Below are 17,154 nucleotides of genomic sequence, written 5' to 3' on the forward strand. Positions count from 1 at the left end.
CCCACCCACCACCACCCGCGACAGGAGCCGCACGCGATGACCCCCGACGAGTCGACCTGGTTCGCCCAGACCTTCGCCGCGCTCACCCGGAACGTGTCCCAGGCGGTGCTGGGCGCCGACGCCCCGGTGCGCCTGGTGCTCACCGCGATGATCGCCGAGGGGCACGTCCTGCTGGAGGACGCCCCGGGCACCGGCAAGACATCCCTGGCCAAGGCGATCGCCGCCTCGGTGCACGGCAGCCACCAGCGGATCCAGTTCACCCCCGACCTGCTGCCCAGCGACGTGACCGGCGTGACCATCTGGGATCAGGGCACCCGGCGGTTCGAGTTCCACACCGGCCCGGTCTTCACCTCCGTCCTGCTCGCGGACGAGATCAACCGTGCCTCGCCCAAGACCCAGTCGGCGCTGCTGGAGGTGATGGAGGAGGGGCACGTCACCGTGGACAAGGACACCCATCCCGTGGGCCGCCCGTTCATCGTGATCGCCACCCAGAACCCGGTGGAGCAGGCCGGGACCTATCGGCTGCCGGAGGCGCAGCTGGACCGGTTCCTGATCCGCACCTCCCTCGGCTACCCGGACCGCACGGCGACGGTGGAGATCCTGGCCGGGCAGCGGGACCGGACCGCCGCCCTGCACCCGGTGATCGGCACCGAGGACGTGGTGCGGATGGCCGATCTGGCCCAGGGTGTGCACGTCGACGGCGCGGTGCTGGACTACGTGGCCCGGCTGCTGGAGGTCACCCGCGACGACCCGCAGACCTCGCTGGGCGCCAGCGTCCGTGGCGGTCTGGCGCTGGTGCGCTGCGCCCGGGTGCTGGCCGCCGCCTCCGGCCGTGGCTATGTGGTGCCGGACGACATCAAGGAGCTGGCGATCCCGGTGCTGGCCCACCGACTCGTGCTGGACCCGGAGGCCGACTTCCTGGGCGCGACCACCCGTGACGTGGTGCAGCGGGCGCTGGACAGCACCCCGCCGCCGGTGGCCCGGGCCTGAGATGACCGGACGTTCGCGGACCCGACTGTCGGCGGTGGGCTGGGGTGCACTGGCACTCGGCCTGCCGCTGCTGGTCGTGGGTCTGTGGCAGGGCTGGGCCGAGCTGACCGCGCTGGGTGCGGTCGCCGTCGCCGCGGTGCTGGTCGCCCTCGCGACCACCCTGGGTCGACTGCCGCACCGGGTGCGCCTGGACCTGGCCGACCGGCGGGTCCGGGTGGGCGAGCGGGCGTTCGGCGGCGTGCTGGTCACCGCGCCGACCCGCCGCACCCGGGCGATCGGGCTGGAGCTCCAGGTCGGACAGGGCCGGGCCGAACTGGACGTACCGCCGCTGGCACCCGGCCAGACCCACGAGGAGCTGTTCGCGGTGCCCACCCACCGGCGCGCCGTGGTGACCGTCGGTCCGGTGCGGGCGGTCCGCGCCGACCCGCTGGGGCTGGCGGTGCGACACGCGACCACCACCGGCGCCGAGGAGTTGTTCGTGCACCCGCGGATCGTGCTGCTCACCGGCGCCGACTCCGGGCTGCTGCGCGACCTGGAGGGCGGATCGACCCGCGACCTGTCCGACTCCGACCTGGCCTTCCACGCCCTGCGCGACTACGTGGTGGGCGACGACCGGCGCTCGATCCACTGGCGCACCACCGCCCGGCGCGGAGTGCTGACCGTCAAGCAGTACGAGGACACCCGGCGCACCCAGACCGCCGTGGCCCTGTCCACCGACCCGCGCGACTACGACCGGGACGAGGACGATCTGGAGCTCGCGGTCAGCGTGCTGGCATCCCTCGGCGTCCAGGTGATGTCCGAGGAGCATCCGCTGGCGGTGCTGGCCGGCACGAACCGGGTCCGGACGACCGCGCGCCGCCCGTTCCTGGACGACTGCTCGGCGGTCGCCACCACCCCGGACGGTTCCGGCAGCAGCCTGCTCGGCCGCCGGGTGGCCCGGGAGGTGCCGGATGTCACCCTGGCGTTCCTGGTCACCGGTTCGACCACCACGGATGCCGAGCTGCGTGCCGCCGCTCGGCACGTTCCGGAGGGCACCCGCACCCTGGCGATCGGCTGCCGACCGGGCGCCGAGGTCCAGGTGCGCACCCAGCGCGGGCTGAGCCTGGTGCAGCTCGGTTCCCTGGACGACCTGCCCCGGGCGCTGCGACTGGCGGCCCGCGGATGAGCGCCCCCGTGGCACCGGCCCCGGCGCCGACCGCCGACCCGACGTCGACCCTTCGTCGTCCCCGCGCCGCCGCCGACATCGCCGTCCCGGCGCTCGCCGTGCTGGCAGCGCTCACCCCGCTGCTGCCGGTCTACGGCGGTCTGACCGTGCTCCGCCCGGTGGTCGGCGGCGTGCTGGTCGGCACGTCGCTCGCGGTCGCGATGGTGCGCTGGCGGTGGAACGGCCTGATCGGCACCGCCGTCACCCTGGCGGTCGCGGCGATCGTCGGCGGCCCGTTGGCCACCCCGGACACCACCGTCGCGGGCATCCTGCCCACCCCCGCGTCCCTGGCCCAGGTGGTGCGCGGTGCGGCGCTGGGCTGGAAGGACATGCTCACCCTGCAACCACCGCTGGGGGACGCGGGCTGGCTGTTGGTGCCGGCGTTCCTGCTCGCCCTGATCGGTGCGCTGGTCGGGGTGCGGCTGGCGTTGGCCGCCGACCGGTGGGCGCCGCTGGCCGCGATCCCGGCGCCGGTGGTGTTCGCCGTGGCCGTGCTGCTCGGCGCCCGGGATGCCGTGGCGCCCGCGATGGTCGGCGCGGTGCTCGGGCTCGGTCTGCTGCTCTGGGCGTCCTGGCGGGCGGGACGGTTCCGGTTGCGTCGACCGGCGGTCCTCGCCCTGCTCCTGGTGATCGCCCTGGCTGCCGGGATCGGTGGCGGCGCGGCGGTGCAGGCGGCGGACGACCGCTTCGTGCTGCGCGAGCGGCTGATCCCGCCCTTCGATCCCTACGACTACCCGAGCCCGCTGTCGGCCTTCCGGAACTACGTGAAGCAGGACGACACCCGCGACCTGTTCACCGTCACCGGCTTGCCCCAGGGTGGCCGGATCCGGTTGGCGACCTTCGACCGCTACGACGGCGTGGTCTGGAACGTGGCGGGGGACGGCAGCTCGCGGTCCTCCGGCCAGTTCCGCCGGGTCGGCGCGGTGGTGGACGAGACCGCCGGTTCGGTGGCCGGGGAGCGCGCGACCGTGGACTTCCGGATCGACGGGCTGACCGGTGTGTGGCTGCCCACCGTCGGCGCGGCCGAGGCGATCGACTTCGACGACGCCGCCGCCCGGTCCGAGCTGCGCTACAACGACGCCACAGGCTCCGCCGTGCTCACCGGGGGACTGACCTCCGGCACCCATTACACCGTGGACACCGTGATCCCGGCCGAACCGGACGACGACCAGATCGGCTCCGCTCCGGCCGCCGCCACCGACCTGCCCGAGCCCGACGGAGTGCCGGACGCGGTGGTCTCCGCCGCCGGTGACGCCGCCCGGGACGCCGAGACCCCGCTGGCGGTCGCCCGGGCCATCGAGCAGGAGCTGTCCGAGGGCGGCTACTTCTCGCACGGACTGACCGCCGCAGGCGACTACCCCTCGCTCTCCGGGCACGGTGCCGACCGCCTGACCAGCCTGCTCGGCGGTGACCTGATGGTCGGCGACGACGAGCAGTACGCCGCCGCGATGGCCCTGATGGCCCGGGAGATGGGTCTGCCCTCCCGGGTGGTGCTCGGCTTCGTGCCCGGCATGACCGACGACGGCGACATCACCGCCCGGGACGCGGACGAGCCGGTCACCGTCACCGGGTCCGACATCCACGCCTGGGTCGAGATCCAGTTCACCGGCTACGGCTGGATCACCTTCGACCCCACCCCGCCGGAGTCGCAGACCCCGCAGGAGGACGACCAGACCAGCCCGTCCGAGCCCGAACCGCAGGTCGCGCAGCCGCCGCCCCCTCCCGCCGACCCGGTCGACCCGCCGGACGACGACGCCGAGGACCCGCAGACCGACGACCCCTCCGACACCGGGGCGCTCACCGTCTGGCAGACCGTGCTGCTCGCGGTCGGTGCCGGATCCGGGCTGCTGGTGCTGCTCGCCGCGCCGTTCCTGGCGATCATCGCGCTCAAGGCCCGCCGTCGGCACCAGCGGCGCAACGATCCCGAACCGGTGCGCCGGGTGGTCGGCGGCTGGCAGGAGGTGCTCGACCTCGCGACCGACCTGCGGCTGAGCACCGACCCGCTCGCCACCCGCCGGGAGACGGCGCAGGCGCTGGTCGCCGCCTTCGCCACCGGCGGCACGGCGACCAGCGGGCGGAAGGCCACGGGTGCGACCGCTGAGCTTCCGGATGGCCACCGGACCGCCCGGACCGACAGCAGCGACCAGCCCGCCACCCGGCGGGCCCGTCGCGCCGAGACCCGCCCCGACGCCTGGCGTGACACCCGGCAGGACACCGCTGCCGACGCGCTCGCCCCGGCGGTGCGCGACCTCGCGGCCCAGGCGGATGCCGCGGTCTTCGGCGCCGACGACCCCACCGTCGACCAGGCCCAACGGTTCTGGGCCGACGTCGACGCCACCCTGGCCCGGATGCGGGCCGCCACCCCTCGTCGGGCACGATGGCGGGGCAGGATCACCACCCGGTCGCTGCGCGCCCGCGCCGCCGAGCGCCGCCGCCGCCGGGTGATCAGGACGAGGAGACAGCAGCGATGAGCACCGCAGCCGTGATCGGCGCACCCCCCGCCCCGGTGGGTCGGCGCGTCCTGGCCGCCCTGATCGACGGTCTCGGCACCGCACTGTGCGCCGTCCCGATCTGGCTGTCCGCCGTCACCGCCGGTCTGGACGCCCGGGGGAGCGGGGCCGCGCCGGTGCTCTCCACCGTGCCCACGCTCATCGGTGGCGGTCTGCTCCTGGTCTGGGGTGTCGTCCAATGGGTGCTGCACGGCACCAAGGGCTGGACCGTCGGCCGTCGACTCCTCGGGCTGCGGGTGGTGGACGCCCTCACAGGTCGGCCGATCGGGCTCGGTCGGGCCCTGGTACGTGCGCTGATCGTCGCCCTCGGCTCCCTCGCCTGCGGGGTGGGCCAGTGGGTGGTGCTCGCCTCCGTGTTCTGGGACCCCACCGGTCGCCGGCGCGGCTGGCACGACCGGATCGCCGAGGCGATCGTCGTCGACCTGCGCGCGGCGCCCGCCGCGGGCCGGATGGACGGCTACCGGGCGCGCCCCGCACCGAGCGGTGCGCCGTCCGGTCCCGGCCTCGGCGACCGCACGCCACCGCACCCGAACGCGGCCCCGTGGCCCAGCTCCGGGTCGGCGACCGTGCCGTCGATCCCCGCATCCCCGACACCGAGCCCGGCACGGCCATTCCCGGCCCCGTCGTCGCCCGCCCCGAGCCCGGCGTCCCCGACCGGGCAGCCCACGCCTGCGCCCGCGACCCAACCGACGCAGGCGTCCCCGGCCCCGTCGCAGGCAGCCTGGCCGCCCGCCTCGTCGATCGGCACCGGCCCGCTGTCCGGTGCCACCCCGGCCGTCCCGCGCCGCCCCGGCGACCCGGTGCCCCCGGAGCAGACCCGGTGGGCGGGCATGGTCGCCGCCGGTGGCACGATCCCCGAGCCCGGCCTGGTCCTGCCGCCCCTGCGGACCCCGTACCCGGCCACGCCGGCCCCCGACCCGCAGGCGGTCACTGCGCAGACGCCGGACCCCGACGCCCCACGCCCGGAGTCACCGGGCCCGGATGTGCCGTCCCGGGAATCGACGCCCGATGACCTCGCAGTCGGGGTTCCCCATCCAGGCGCCGCCACCGACGGCACCCCCGCGGACCGCCCGGATCTCGACCACACGGTCGACGACCTCCCCGCGTGGACCGGCCGCCCGACGCCCGCCATCCCGCACGCCACCGTCCCGCCGCGCGCCGATCAGCCCAGCGGCAGTCAGGGCCGCAGCGACCAGCCCGCCAGCCACCAGCTCCGCCCTGGCCCGGTGACCGATCCCGCGCCGAGCACCATGCGCGACACCACCCAGATCCCCACGGTCCCCGCCGCCCCCGCGATCCCCGCCATTCCCGCTGTCGGACCCACGCCCGACCCGGACGTCCCGCCGATGGACTCGTTCTGGTCCGACCCGACCCCCACCGGTTCCGCCCCGGTGCCGACCGCCGCCCAGCACGCCACCGGCGCCGCCCGTCCCGCCAGCCCCCGCGCGGGGTCGACCTCGGAGACCCCCGCCGGGTGGGCCGTCCGCCTCCCGGACGGCAGCGTCCTCGACCTCGACCCGGGTCCGGTGCTGATCGGCCGCAACCCCGCCGGGCTGGTGGGGTTGCGCACGGTGGCCGTGCAGGACCCCGGGATGTCGGTGTCCAAGACCCACCTGGTCGTCGGCGCTGACGCCGCTGGTGCCTGGGTGATGGACCGCGCGTCGACGAACGGCACCCTGGTCACGCTGCCGGACGGGGAGAAGATCGTCTGCCTGCCCGATCAGCGGGTGCGGGTCGCCCCGGGATCGGTGGTTTTCTTCGGTGACCTGTCACTGACCGTCGGCCTGGTCGACCCCGCCTGACGGCGAGTGCGACCCTCGCGGGCACGACAGTCCGGTCCGGTTGACCGCATGACGGACATCACGTGCGCCCGCACCCGCCCGGAGTATGGTGGCCGCATGCTCATGAGCGGCAGCCTCCTCCTTCGCCGCCGCGGCGGGGTCCACTAGACCGGGTCCCTCGTCGCGGCGTTCGGCATGCCCGGCTCACCCGCAGCGACCAACGAGGGACCATCTGATGAGCACGTACAGCGAAGCCACCGCCCAGCGCCCGTCCGGGATGCCGGTGCACAAGTACCGACCGTTCGCCGACCAGATCCGGGTCGAGCTGCCGGATCGCACCTGGCCCACCCGGCAGATCACCACCGCCCCGCGCTGGTGCGCCGTGGACCTGCGCGACGGGAACCAGGCCCTGATCGAGCCGATGAACGCCGCCCGGAAGCTGGCGATGTTCGAGCTGCTGGTCCAGATGGGCTACAAGGAGATCGAGGTGGGCTTCCCGTCCGCCTCGCAGACCGACTTCGACTTCGTGCGGATGCTGATCGAGGAGGACCGCATCCCGGACGACGTCGTGATCCAGGTGCTGACCCAGGCCCGTGAGCACCTGATCGAGCGCACCTACGAGGCGATCGCCGGCGCCAAGCGCGCGATCGTCCACCTGTACAACTCGACCTCGGTGCTGCAGCGCGAGGTGGTGTTCCGCAGTGACCCTGAGGGAATCATCGGGATCGCCGTTGACGGCGCGCACCTGTGCAAGAAGTACGAGGAGACCATCCCGGACACCGAGGTCTTCTACGAGTACTCGCCGGAGTCGTACACCGGCACCGAGCTGGAGTTCGCCGTCCGGATCTGCAACGCGGTGATGGACGTCTTCCAGCCCACCGAGGAGCGTCCGGTCATCATCAACCTGCCGGCCACGGTGGAGATGGCGACCCCGAACGTCTACGCCGACTCCATCGAGTGGATGAGCCGGCACCTGCACTACCGCGAGCACGTCGTGCTGTCGCTGCACCCGCACAACGACCGGGGCACCGCGGTCGCCGCGGCCGAGCTGGGTTACCTGGCGGGCGCCGACCGGATCGAGGGCTGCCTGTTCGGCAACGGGGAGCGCACCGGCAACGTCTGCCTGGTCACGCTGGGGATGAACCTGTTCAGCCAGGGCATCGACCCGCAGATCGACTTCAGCGACATCGACCACATCCGGCGCACCGTCGAGCACTGCAACCAGATGCCGGTCCCCGAGCGCCACCCCTACGGCGGCGACCTGGTGTTCACCGCGTTCTCCGGCTCGCACCAGGACGCGATCAAGAAGGGCCTGGACGCGATGGAGGTCCGGGCGACCGCCGAGGGCACCAGCGTGGACGACATCGTGTGGGCGGTGCCCTACCTGCCGATCGACCCGAAGGACCTGGGCCGCAGCTACGAGGCGATCATCCGGGTCAACTCGCAGTCCGGTAAGGGCGGCATCAGCTACCTGATGAAGTCCGAGAAGGACCTGGACCTGCCGCGTCGTCTGCAGATCGAGTTCTCCCAGGTGGTCCAGCACCACACCGACGACTCCGGCACCGAGGTCACCGCCGACGCGCTGTGGCGGATCTTCACCGATGAGTACCTGCCGGTGGACGCGGCGAGCGACCTGGCACCGTGGGGCCGGTTCGCGCTGCGCGGCACCAGCATCACCACCACCGAGGACGGCCGCGCCGACCTGACCGTCGAGCTGGTGGACAACGGCGTCGAGCGCACGGTGCACGCCGCCGGCAACGGCCCGATCGCCGCCTTCGTCGCGGCGCTGGGCGAGGTCGGGGTCCAGGTGCAGGTGCTGGACTACGCCGAGCACGCGCTGTCCGCCGGTGGCGACGCGACCGCCGCGGCCTACGTCGAGTGCGCGGTCGGCGATCAGACGCTCTGGGGTGCCGGCATCGACCCGTCGATCAGCACCGCGTCGCTGAAGGCGATCATCTCGGCGGTCAACCGCGCGCTGCGCTGATTCCCTCGCTGCAGCCGATGCGGTGACGATCCGCCACCCGGCCCCGGGGTGCTACCACCCCGGGGCCGGGTGACTTCGGCCCGGCGTCCGGGTGAAAAGGCCCAACCACCTCCCCGGAGCCGGGCGCGTTGGTCGATCCTCAAAGGCACATCAGCAGGCCGATCGGGGGAGGGGCCATGGGCAGACAGCTCGCCGTGGTGCCCGAATTCGGCCCGTTGCACGCGTTGGCCCAGGGTGGCTTCGACGCGTTGCAGCACGGGAGCCCCGAGTTGGCCGAGGCCCGGTCGCGCCGGGTCGCGGCGCTGGCGGTCGCCGCAGGTGATCACGCGACATGGCGGTACGCCCAGTTCGTGCTCGCCCGGGCGCTGGTCGCCGAGCACCGGCCGTGGGAGGCGCTGGAGGTGGTCGACGAACTCCTTGCCGTCACCCGCGACGACCCGCGGCCGTTCTGGCGCGCCAAGGCGCTCGGTGTCCGTGCCGTGGCCCTGCGGGGCACCGGGGTCGAACACGAGGTGATCGACGTGCTCGCCGAGGTCTGGGTGCTGACCGATGCCGCCGACGGCACCGTCTACAACCAGGTCTCCGCCACCGTGATGCTGGCGAACGCGCTGCGCACCGTGGAGCTGTACGAGCAGGCCGACCGGCTGCTGTCCGGGCTGTGGCGGGTGGTCCAGCCCGAGATCGTGCCGATGGTGGTGCTGGACGGTGCGCGCGCCCTGGCCGAGTGGTCGCTGCATCTGGCGCTGATCGCGGACCCGCGGGCCGGTGAGGTGCAGCAGCGGCTCGCCTCCCGGGCGATGCTGCTGCGCCGGGTCGCACCGGCCGACGACGAGCTGCAGTCGTTCGCCCTGGCCTTCGAGGCGCTGGCGACCTACCTGCTGCAGGACATCCGGGGCGCCACCGGGCTGATCGAGGCGTTGCGGCGCCGGTCGTGGCCGCGCCGGGGGAGCGTCGAGTGGCTGGTCGCGACCTTCGTGTCGGGGATGCTCGCCTGCACCGCCGCCCGGTTCGAGGAGGCCACCGAGGACCTGGAGGACCTGCGCGAGGTGGCGGCCGATCACGGTCAGGACCTGTGGACGGTGGTGGCCGACGAGGCCCTGGTGCGGATCGCCACCGAGCGGTTCGGACCGCACCCCGCCCTGGGGCACGCCCGGAGCATGTTCCGCCGGGCCGTCTCCCGGTGGGCGGCGCAGCAGGCAGACCGCTTCGAGGCGGTGCGCACCCGGATCCGGCTGCACGAGCTGCTGGCCGAACGCGACCGTGCCACCCGGCTGACCCGGGTCGACCCGCTCACCGGGGTGGGCAATCGCCGCGCGTTGCAGCAGCGGTTGGAGGGCTCGGGGCCGGTGAGCGCGATCTTCGTCGACGTGGACGACTTCAAGCTGGTCAACGAGCAGTTCTCTCATGTCACCGGCGATGCGGCACTGGTCGAACTCGGTCGGCTGCTCGGCTCGGTGGCCGGGCCGGGGGACCTGCTGGCGCGGTACGGCGGGGACGAGTTCGTGCTGATCCTGCCCGGCCGGGACGCCGATGTGGTCGAGCTGGACCGTCGGGCGGCGGATCTGGTCCGCCTGGTCCGGCAGCACGACTGGTCGGTGCTGGCCCCGGGGCTGCGGGTCACGGTGTCGGTAGGGGTCGCGGTTGCGCTCGATGCGGCGGTGGTGCTGACGGAGGCGAGCACGGCGGTGCTGACCGCCAAGCGGCTGGGCCGCGATCGGGTGACGGTCGCCGGGTTGCCGGTCTGACCTGTGCGCGTTCTGTACCGGTCCGGCGGGTGTCGCGCGCGGTGTCGGCGCCATGGCGGACAATGGTCGGGTGAGCCTCTACCGCGATGAGGCGATCGTGCTCCGCACCCACAAGCTGGGTGAGGCGGACCGGATCGTCACGCTGCTGACCCGCGGCAACGGCAAGGTCCGTGCCGTCGCCAAGGGGGTCCGGCGTACCACCTCGCGGATCGGCTCCCGGCTGGAGCCGTTCATGCACGTGGACCTGCAGCTGAGCACCGGCCGGAACCTGGACGTGGTGAGCCAGGTCGAGACGCTCGGCTCCTACGGTCGGCAGGTCAGCGAGGACTACGCCCTGTACACGGTCGGCGCGGTGATGCTGGAGACCGCCGACCGGCTGGTGGAGGCCGAGCACGAACCTGCGCTGCCGCAGTACTGGCTGTTGGTCGGTGCCGTGCGGTCGCTGGCAGGGCGCGAGCACGCCCCCGGGCTGATCCTCGACTCCTACCTGCTGCGCGCCCTCGCGATCGCCGGGTGGGCACCGAGCTTCACCGACTGCGCCCGGTGCGGCCGTCCCGGGCCGCACCACGCGTTCAACGTCGCGGCCGGTGGCGCCGTCTGCTCCACCTGCCGTCCACCCGGGTCGCCCGCCCCCGCCCCCGAGACCTTCGCGTTGCTGTCCGCGCTGATCACCGGTGACTGGTCGGTGGCGGACGCCTCCGCGGAACGGCACCGCCGCGAGGGCAACGGCCTGGTCTCCGCGTACTCACAGTTCCACCTGGAGCGTCAGCTGCGCTCCCTGCCCCTGGTCGAGAGGATCTGATGACCCCCCAGCCCCCGCCGCCGCACCCCAGTGGCGCCCGCCCGCCGGTCATCCCCTCCGCGCTGGTCCCGAAGCACGTCGCGATCGTGATGGACGGCAACGGTCGCTGGGCCAACGCCCGTGGTCTGCCCCGCACCGAGGGCCACAAGGCCGGCGAGGCGGCGCTGCTGGACGTGGTCGCCGGGGCGATCGACCTGGGGATCACGCACATCTCCGCCTACGCCTTCTCCACCGAGAACTGGTCCCGGTCGCCGGAGGAAGTGCGGTTCCTGATGGGCTTCAACCGGGACGTGATCCGCCGTCAGCGTGACACCATGCACTCCTGGGGCGTCCGGGTCCGCTGGGCCGGACGCCGGCCTCGGCTGTGGCGATCGGTGATCACCGAGCTGGAGGAGGCCGAGCGGATGACCGCCGGCAACACCACCTGCACCCTGACGATGTGCGTCAACTACGGGGGCCGGGCCGAGATCGCCGACGCCGCCCGTGCCATCGCGCAGGACGTCGCCGCCGGGCGCCTCAAGGCCGACCGCATCTCGGAGAAGACGATCGCCCGCTACCTCGACGAGCCGGACATGCCCGACGTCGACATGCTCTGGCGCACCGGTGGCGAGCAGCGCACCTCCAACTTCCTGATCTGGCAGTCCGCCTACGCGGAGATGGTGTTCACCCCCGAGCCGTGGCCCGATGTCGACCGCCGTGCGCTGTGGCGCGCGGCCGAGACCTACGCCCGACGCGACCGACGTTACGGCGGTGCCGTGGACACCCCGGAGGTCGCGGGATAACCCCTGGTGGCGGTCCGGTTCGGCCCTCTACGGTGCTGGCATGAGCATCACCGTGGGCATGATCACCATCGACTCCGCCGACGCCGCCGCGCTGTCCTCCTGGTGGGCCGACCGCCTCGGCGGTGAGGCGGTGGACGAGAGCGGCGGCAGTGGCCGCTTCTTCACCGTGGCGACCCCCGGTGGCAGCACCTTCGGTTTCCAGCAGGTCGCCGACCCCACGCCGGGCAAGAACCGACTGCACATCGACTTCACCGTCGATGACCGGGCCGCCGTGGTGGCGTCGATGCTCGCCGAGGGCGCGACCCTGGTCGCCGAGCGGGACCTGAGCGAGTTCGGCGACGACTTCGGCTGGACCGTGCTGGCCGACCCGGACGGGAACCAGTTCTGCCTGGCCCAGCACGAGGGCGCCTAAGGCAGCCGGCTGACCGACGGCGTGACCGCGCGCGGCTGAGGTCAGTTCGGCGCGGTCACGGCGTTCGCCGCGCGTCGACGCCGGACGGTCACCACCCCGGCCACCGCGGCGACCAGCAGCACCAGCACACCCACCAGCGCCCACGGCGACGCCAGGGCCAACTGCGCGGCCGCCCAGACGGCGCCCAGCCCGACGGTGCCCCAGATGAACGCCCAGGCGATCGACCCCGGGATCGAGGCCACGACGAACCGCGGGTAGGGCATCCGCACCAGACCCGAGCCGACGAAGATCGCGGTCTGGATGCCGACCGTGACGTAGGCGAAGGTGACGGCCAGCGGTCCCCAGCGGTGGATCAGGGCGAGCGCTCGCCGAGCGGTGGGGGTGGTCATCAGTCGCTGGGAGTGGGCGCGCAGGACGTGCAGGCGACCCGGCTGTGGTGGCTGGTCGGTCGGCTGGACGGTCGGGTGGTCGACCCGGTCGGCGAGGCGACCGGCGCCGGAGAACACCCCGCGCCCGAGCCAGTAGAGCAGGTGCGAGCGAGCCAGGACGATCACGAACAGGGCGCCGATCACGGCGGCGAACGGCCACCCGGCCATCCCGTACGCGGCCGCCATATCGGTCATGCGTTCATCCTACGAGTCGCGCTCTCGCGTCCAGACCGCGGGTCGACCGCCCCGATCGCCTGACGGGCGCAGATCACCAGGGGTGGCGACCGGTCAGTGCTGGTGGGCCAGGTCGAGGTCGTCCGGCAGTTCGGGATGCGGGTCGCGGTCCACGGCCGGGCGGCGACCGAACAGCGGCCGCAGCACCGCGGTCCCGGCGTACAGCGCGATGGCCAGCAGCACGATGGTGGCGCCCGGGGGGTAGTCCTCCCAGTAGGTGATCGACAGCCCGACCACGCTGACCGCGACGCCGATCCCGCTGGCGATGCCCATCGTCCGGCTGAACGACCCGGCGAACAGCTGAGCCACCGCCACCGGGACGATCATCAGCGCGGAGACCAGCAACAGACCGACCACCCGCATCGCGACCGTGACGGTCAGCGCCGACATCACCGCGACGATCATGTTGAGGAAGGTGACCGGCAGCCCGGACCCGCGTGCGAACTCCTCGTCGTGGCTGACGGCGAACAGCACCTGCCGCAGCCCGAGTCCGATCGCCAGCACCCCGACGGCCAGGCCGACCGTCCACCACAGGTCCTGGGTGGTCACGGTGGCGATGGAGCCGAACAGGTAGGACATCAGGTTGGCATTGGTGCCGCCGGCGATCTTGATCAGCAGCACACCGCCGGCGATGCCGCCGTAGAACAGCAGCGCGAGCGCCAGGTCACCGGAGGTCCGGCCCCGAGCGCGCACCCATTCGATGATGACCGACCCGATCACCGCGGCGACGACGGCGCCGGGGATCGCCAGGGTGTCGGCGGGGGACAGGCTGGCCCAGGTGCCGACCAGCCAGCCCATCGCGACCCCGGTCAGCGCCACGTGGCCGATCCCGTCGCCCATCAGGGCCAACCGGCGCTGCACCAGGAAGGTGCCGACCACCGGGGCGGCGGCGCCGACCAGGACAGCGGCGATCAGGGCGCGCTGCATGAGCGGGGAGCTGAGCATGTCGCCCAACGTGCTGATCCAGCTCACGGCAGGACCTCCATCGACAGACCGGTGCCGGACTCCGGCGGGGAGTCAGCGTGCGGGTGGGTGTGGTCGTGACCGGGTTCGGCGTGTTCGCCACGCGGGGTCGGCGGCGGACCGTCGTGCACCACCCGGCCGTGTCGCAGCACCACCGCCCGGTCGATCAGGGTGGTGAAGGATCCGATCTCGTGCAGGATCACCAGCACCGCGGTGCCTCCGGCGTGCAGGCGGCGCACCGTCTGGACGAAGGTCTCCTGAGTGGGCAGGTCGATGCCGGAGGTCGGCTCGTCCAGCACCAGCAGCTCGGGGTCGCGCACCAGCGCACGGGCGATCAGCACCCGCTGCTGCTGGCCGCCGGACATCTCCAGCACCGAGCGCTTGGCCAGGGCGGTCATCCCGACCTGCTCCAGCGCGGCCATCGCCCGGCGATGTGCGCCCCGGGGCGGCCGCAGCCGCCGACCGTGCACCAGCCCGGAGACGACGACCTCGACCGCGGTGGCCGGGATGCCGCCGCCGACCGGGAGGCGTTGCGGGACGTAGCCGACCCTCGCCCACGGCACGGCCGGACCCAGCGGCTTGCCGAGCAGGGAGACGTCTCCGGCGGTGTGCGGGGTGATGCCCAGCACGGTGCGCACCAGGGTCGACTTGCCGGAGCCGTTCGCCCCGAGCAGTGCCACGACCTCCCCGGCGCCGACGGCCAGGTCGACGCCGAACAGGATCTGCTGGCCGCCCAGGTGGACGTCGATGCCGTGCGCCTCGACGGCGGGGGTGACGGCGGGTGCGGAGTTCACGAGCACGACAATGCCGTGCGCAGCGCCTCGAGGTTGGCATCCGCGATCGAGACGTAGTCCTGCGTGTCGTCGGTCAGACCCTCGATCGGGTCCAGCACGGCGGTCTTCACGCCGAGCTCGTCGGCCAGGGTCTCGGCAACCTTCGGGCTGGCCAGCGTCTCGAAGAAGATCGTGTTCACGCCCTGGTCCTGGACCAGGGTGGAGATCTCCCGCAGGCGGGCGGGGGAGGGTTCGGCCTCGGGGTCGACGCCGGAGATACCCACCTGGGTCAGGTCGTACTGCTCGGCCAGGTACCCGAATGCCTCGTGCGTGGTGACGATCGTGCGGTCGGTGCAGGTGGCCAGGCCGTCGGTGTAGCGCTGGTCCAGGTCGGCCATCGCGTCGGCGAAGGTGGCGGCGTTGGCGGTGTACTCGTCCGCGTGCTCCGGGTCGATCTCACCCAGGGCGGAGGCGACGTCGTCGGCGACCTTCGGCAGCAGCGTCGGGTTCAACCAGAAGTGCGGGTCCTCGGAGCCGTGCTCGTGCTCGTCGCCGTCCTCGTCCGCGCTGTGCTCGGCGGTGTGCAGCGTGACGTCGTCGGCCGCGTTCACCACGTGCGCCGGCGGATTGGCGTCCACCGCCTCGTCCACCGATGCCTGGAAGTCGGACAGGTAGACCACCAGGTCCGCTCGGCCGAGCTGGTCCACCTGCGAGGGGGACAGCTCCAGGTCGTGCGGTTCGGCGCCGGGCGGGGTGAGGGAGGAGACACTGACGTGGTCGCCGCCGATCTGCTCCGCGATGTACTGCAACGGGTAGAACGAGGCCATCACCGCGATCCCGTCGCCGTCACTGCCGCCGCTGCCCCCACTGCCACTGCTGCCACCGCTCGCCGAGGAGCAGGCGGACAGGGCCAGGCCGGTGGCGGCGAGGCCCGCGGTGAGCACGAGGGCGCGGCGGGAGGTTCTCATGACATCGATTCTCATCTAGTTGAGAATCGATGTCAAAACACCAGGACGGGTAGCCTGGGGCGGAACGTCCCCGGGTCAGCCAGACGCGGGATCCTCGGCCCCTCAGGAGAGCAGTCACTGTGGCAGCACCGTCCCGTCTCGATTCCGTCGTCTCCCTCGCCAAGCGCCGCGGGTTCGTGTTCCAGAGCGGGGAGATCTACGGCGGTTCCCGCTCGGCCTGGGACTATGGGCCGCTCGGTGTGGAACTGAAGGAGAACATCAAGCGGCAGTGGTGGAAGACCGTCGTGCAGAGCCGGGACGACGTGGTCGGCCTGGACTCCGCCGTCATCCTGCCGCGCAAGGTGTGGGAGGCATCCGGGCACGTCGGCGTGTTCACCGACCCGCTGACCGAGTGCCTGTCCTGCCACAAGCGGTTCCGCGAGGACCAGATGATCGAGGAGTTCGAGGAGAAGAAGGGTCGCGCCCCGGAGGGTGGCCTGGCCGAGATCGCCTGCCCGAACTGCGGCACCCGCGGTCAGTGGACCGAGCCCCGCGACTTCAACATGATGCTCAAGACCTACCTCGGCCCGGTCGAGGACGAGTCGGGGCTGCACTACCTGCGCCCGGAGACCGCGCAGGGCATCTTCGTGAACTTCGCCAACGTGCTGACCACCTCGCGCAAGAAGCCGCCGTTCGGCATCGGCCAGATCGGCAAGTCCTTCCGCAACGAGATCACCCCGGGCAACTTCATCTTCCGCACCCGCGAGTTCGAGCAGATGGAGATGGAGTTCTTCGTCGAGCCGGGCACCGACGAGGAATGGCACCAGCACTGGATCGACGCCCGCACCGACTGGTACGTCGACCTGGGGCTGTCCCGGGAGAACCTGCGGCACTACGAGCACCCGGCCGAGAAGCTGTCGCACTACTCCAAGCGCACCGTCGACATCGAGTACCGCTTCGGGTTCTCCGGCTCCGAGTGGGGTGAGCTGGAGGGCATCGCCAACCGCACCGACTTCGACCTGAGCACCCACACCAAGCACTCCGGGCAGGACCTGTCCTACTTCGACCAGTCGAAGAACGAGCGCTGGGTGCCCTACGTCATCGAGCCGGCCGCCGGTCTGACCCGGTCGCTGATGGCCTTCCTGATCGAGGCCTACCACGAGGACGAGGCGCCGAACGCGAAGGGCGGCGTGGACAAGCGGGTCGTGCTGCGCCTGGACCCGCGGCTCGCCCCGGTGAAGGCCGCCGTGCTGCCGCTGTCCCGCAACGAGCAGCTGTCCCCGGTCGCCCGGGAGCTGGCCGCCAAGCTGCGCAAGAACTGGAACGTCGACTTCGACGACGCCGGGGCGATCGGCCGCCGCTACCGTCGCCAGGACGAGATCGGCACCCCGTTCTGCATCACCGTCGACTTCGACAGCCTGGAGGACAAGGCGGTGACCATCCGGCACCGGGACGACATGTCGCAGGAGCGGGTGCCGCTGGACCAGGTGGTGTCCTACCTGGCGACCCGGCTGATCGGCGCCTGACCCTGGCACGCTTCTGGCGGTCCGGTCCCCGGGATGTGACCCCGGTGGCCGGACCGTCGTCGTCTGCGGCCCC

Annotated in this window: 14 protein-coding genes; 10 read left to right on the forward strand and 4 right to left on the reverse strand. The window is 72.7% G+C overall.

What is annotated here, in order from left to right; translation table 11 throughout:
- Nucleotides 1-36 precede the first annotated feature (36 nt).
- The 9 genes from HGK68_RS05195 (at nt 37) to HGK68_RS05235 (ending at nt 12,210) form a co-directional block, all read left to right on the forward strand.
- A complete protein-coding gene (locus HGK68_RS05195) occupies nt 37-990 on the forward strand; it encodes an AAA family ATPase (protein ID WP_169164997.1) in 954 nt (317 codons plus the stop codon).
- Between the two features lies 1 nt (nt 991).
- A complete protein-coding gene (locus HGK68_RS05200) occupies nt 992-2,155 on the forward strand; it encodes a DUF58 domain-containing protein (protein ID WP_169164998.1) in 1,164 nt (387 codons plus the stop codon).
- Entirely contained in the window at nt 2,152-4,665 is a 2,514-nt protein-coding gene (locus HGK68_RS05205; RefSeq protein ID WP_169164999.1) for a transglutaminase-like domain-containing protein, read from the forward strand. The genes HGK68_RS05200 and HGK68_RS05205 overlap by 4 nt, the downstream gene beginning before the upstream one ends.
- Nucleotides 4,662-6,506 (forward strand): RDD family protein, encoded by a 1,845-nt coding sequence (locus HGK68_RS16230; protein ID WP_169165000.1) that lies wholly within the window; start codon nt 4,662-4,664, stop codon nt 6,504-6,506. Before HGK68_RS05205 ends, HGK68_RS16230 begins: the two co-directional genes overlap by 4 nt.
- A 214-nt stretch (nt 6,507-6,720) precedes the next feature.
- Entirely contained in the window at nt 6,721-8,469 is a 1,749-nt protein-coding gene (leuA, locus tag HGK68_RS05215; protein ID WP_169165001.1) for a 2-isopropylmalate synthase, read from the forward strand.
- 176 nt (nt 8,470-8,645) lie between these two features.
- On the forward strand, nt 8,646-10,214 hold the full coding sequence (locus HGK68_RS05220; RefSeq protein ID WP_169165002.1) for a GGDEF domain-containing protein: 1,569 nt from the start codon (nt 8,646-8,648) through the stop codon (nt 10,212-10,214).
- A 70-nt stretch (nt 10,215-10,284) separates the two neighbouring features.
- A complete protein-coding gene (gene recO / locus HGK68_RS05225) occupies nt 10,285-11,016 on the forward strand; it encodes a DNA repair protein RecO (RefSeq protein WP_169165003.1) in 732 nt (243 codons plus the stop codon).
- A complete protein-coding gene (locus tag HGK68_RS05230; RefSeq protein WP_169165004.1) occupies nt 11,016-11,798 on the forward strand; it encodes an isoprenyl transferase in 783 nt (260 codons plus the stop codon). Before recO ends, HGK68_RS05230 begins: the two co-directional genes overlap by 1 nt.
- A gap of 40 nt (nt 11,799-11,838) precedes the next feature.
- A complete protein-coding gene (locus tag HGK68_RS05235; RefSeq protein ID WP_169165005.1) occupies nt 11,839-12,210 on the forward strand; it encodes a VOC family protein in 372 nt (123 codons plus the stop codon).
- Nucleotides 12,211-12,251: 41 nt separating this feature from the next.
- Here HGK68_RS05235 and HGK68_RS05240 read toward each other — a convergent pair whose 3' ends face one another.
- The 4 genes from HGK68_RS05240 to HGK68_RS05255 form a co-directional block, all read right to left on the reverse strand.
- On the reverse strand, nt 12,252-12,833 hold the full coding sequence (locus HGK68_RS05240; RefSeq protein ID WP_169165006.1) for a DedA family protein: 582 nt from the start codon (nt 12,831-12,833) through the stop codon (nt 12,252-12,254).
- 93 nt (nt 12,834-12,926) lie between these two features.
- Nucleotides 12,927-13,817 carry a metal ABC transporter permease gene (locus HGK68_RS05245; RefSeq protein ID WP_169166961.1) on the reverse strand — a complete coding sequence of 297 codons (891 nt, stop codon included), beginning with the start codon at nt 13,815-13,817 and terminating at the stop codon, nt 12,927-12,929.
- Between the two features lie 23 nt (nt 13,818-13,840).
- Entirely contained in the window at nt 13,841-14,629 is a 789-nt protein-coding gene (locus HGK68_RS05250; protein WP_169165007.1) for a metal ABC transporter ATP-binding protein, read from the reverse strand.
- Nucleotides 14,626-15,576, reverse strand: a complete 951-nt coding sequence (locus HGK68_RS05255) for a metal ABC transporter substrate-binding protein (protein ID WP_169165008.1) — start codon at nt 15,574-15,576, stop codon at nt 14,626-14,628. The genes HGK68_RS05250 and HGK68_RS05255 overlap by 4 nt, the downstream gene beginning before the upstream one ends.
- A gap of 119 nt (nt 15,577-15,695) precedes the next feature.
- Here HGK68_RS05255 and HGK68_RS05260 point away from each other — a divergent pair, with 119 nt between their 5' ends.
- Entirely contained in the window at nt 15,696-17,081 is a 1,386-nt protein-coding gene (locus HGK68_RS05260) for a glycine--tRNA ligase (protein ID WP_169165009.1), read from the forward strand.
- The last annotated feature ends 73 nt before the right edge of the window (nt 17,082-17,154 follow it).

Source organism: Cellulomonas taurus (assembly GCF_012931845.1).
In the GTDB taxonomy this organism is placed as follows: Bacteria; Actinomycetota; Actinomycetes; order Actinomycetales; family Cellulomonadaceae; genus Cellulomonas; species Cellulomonas taurus.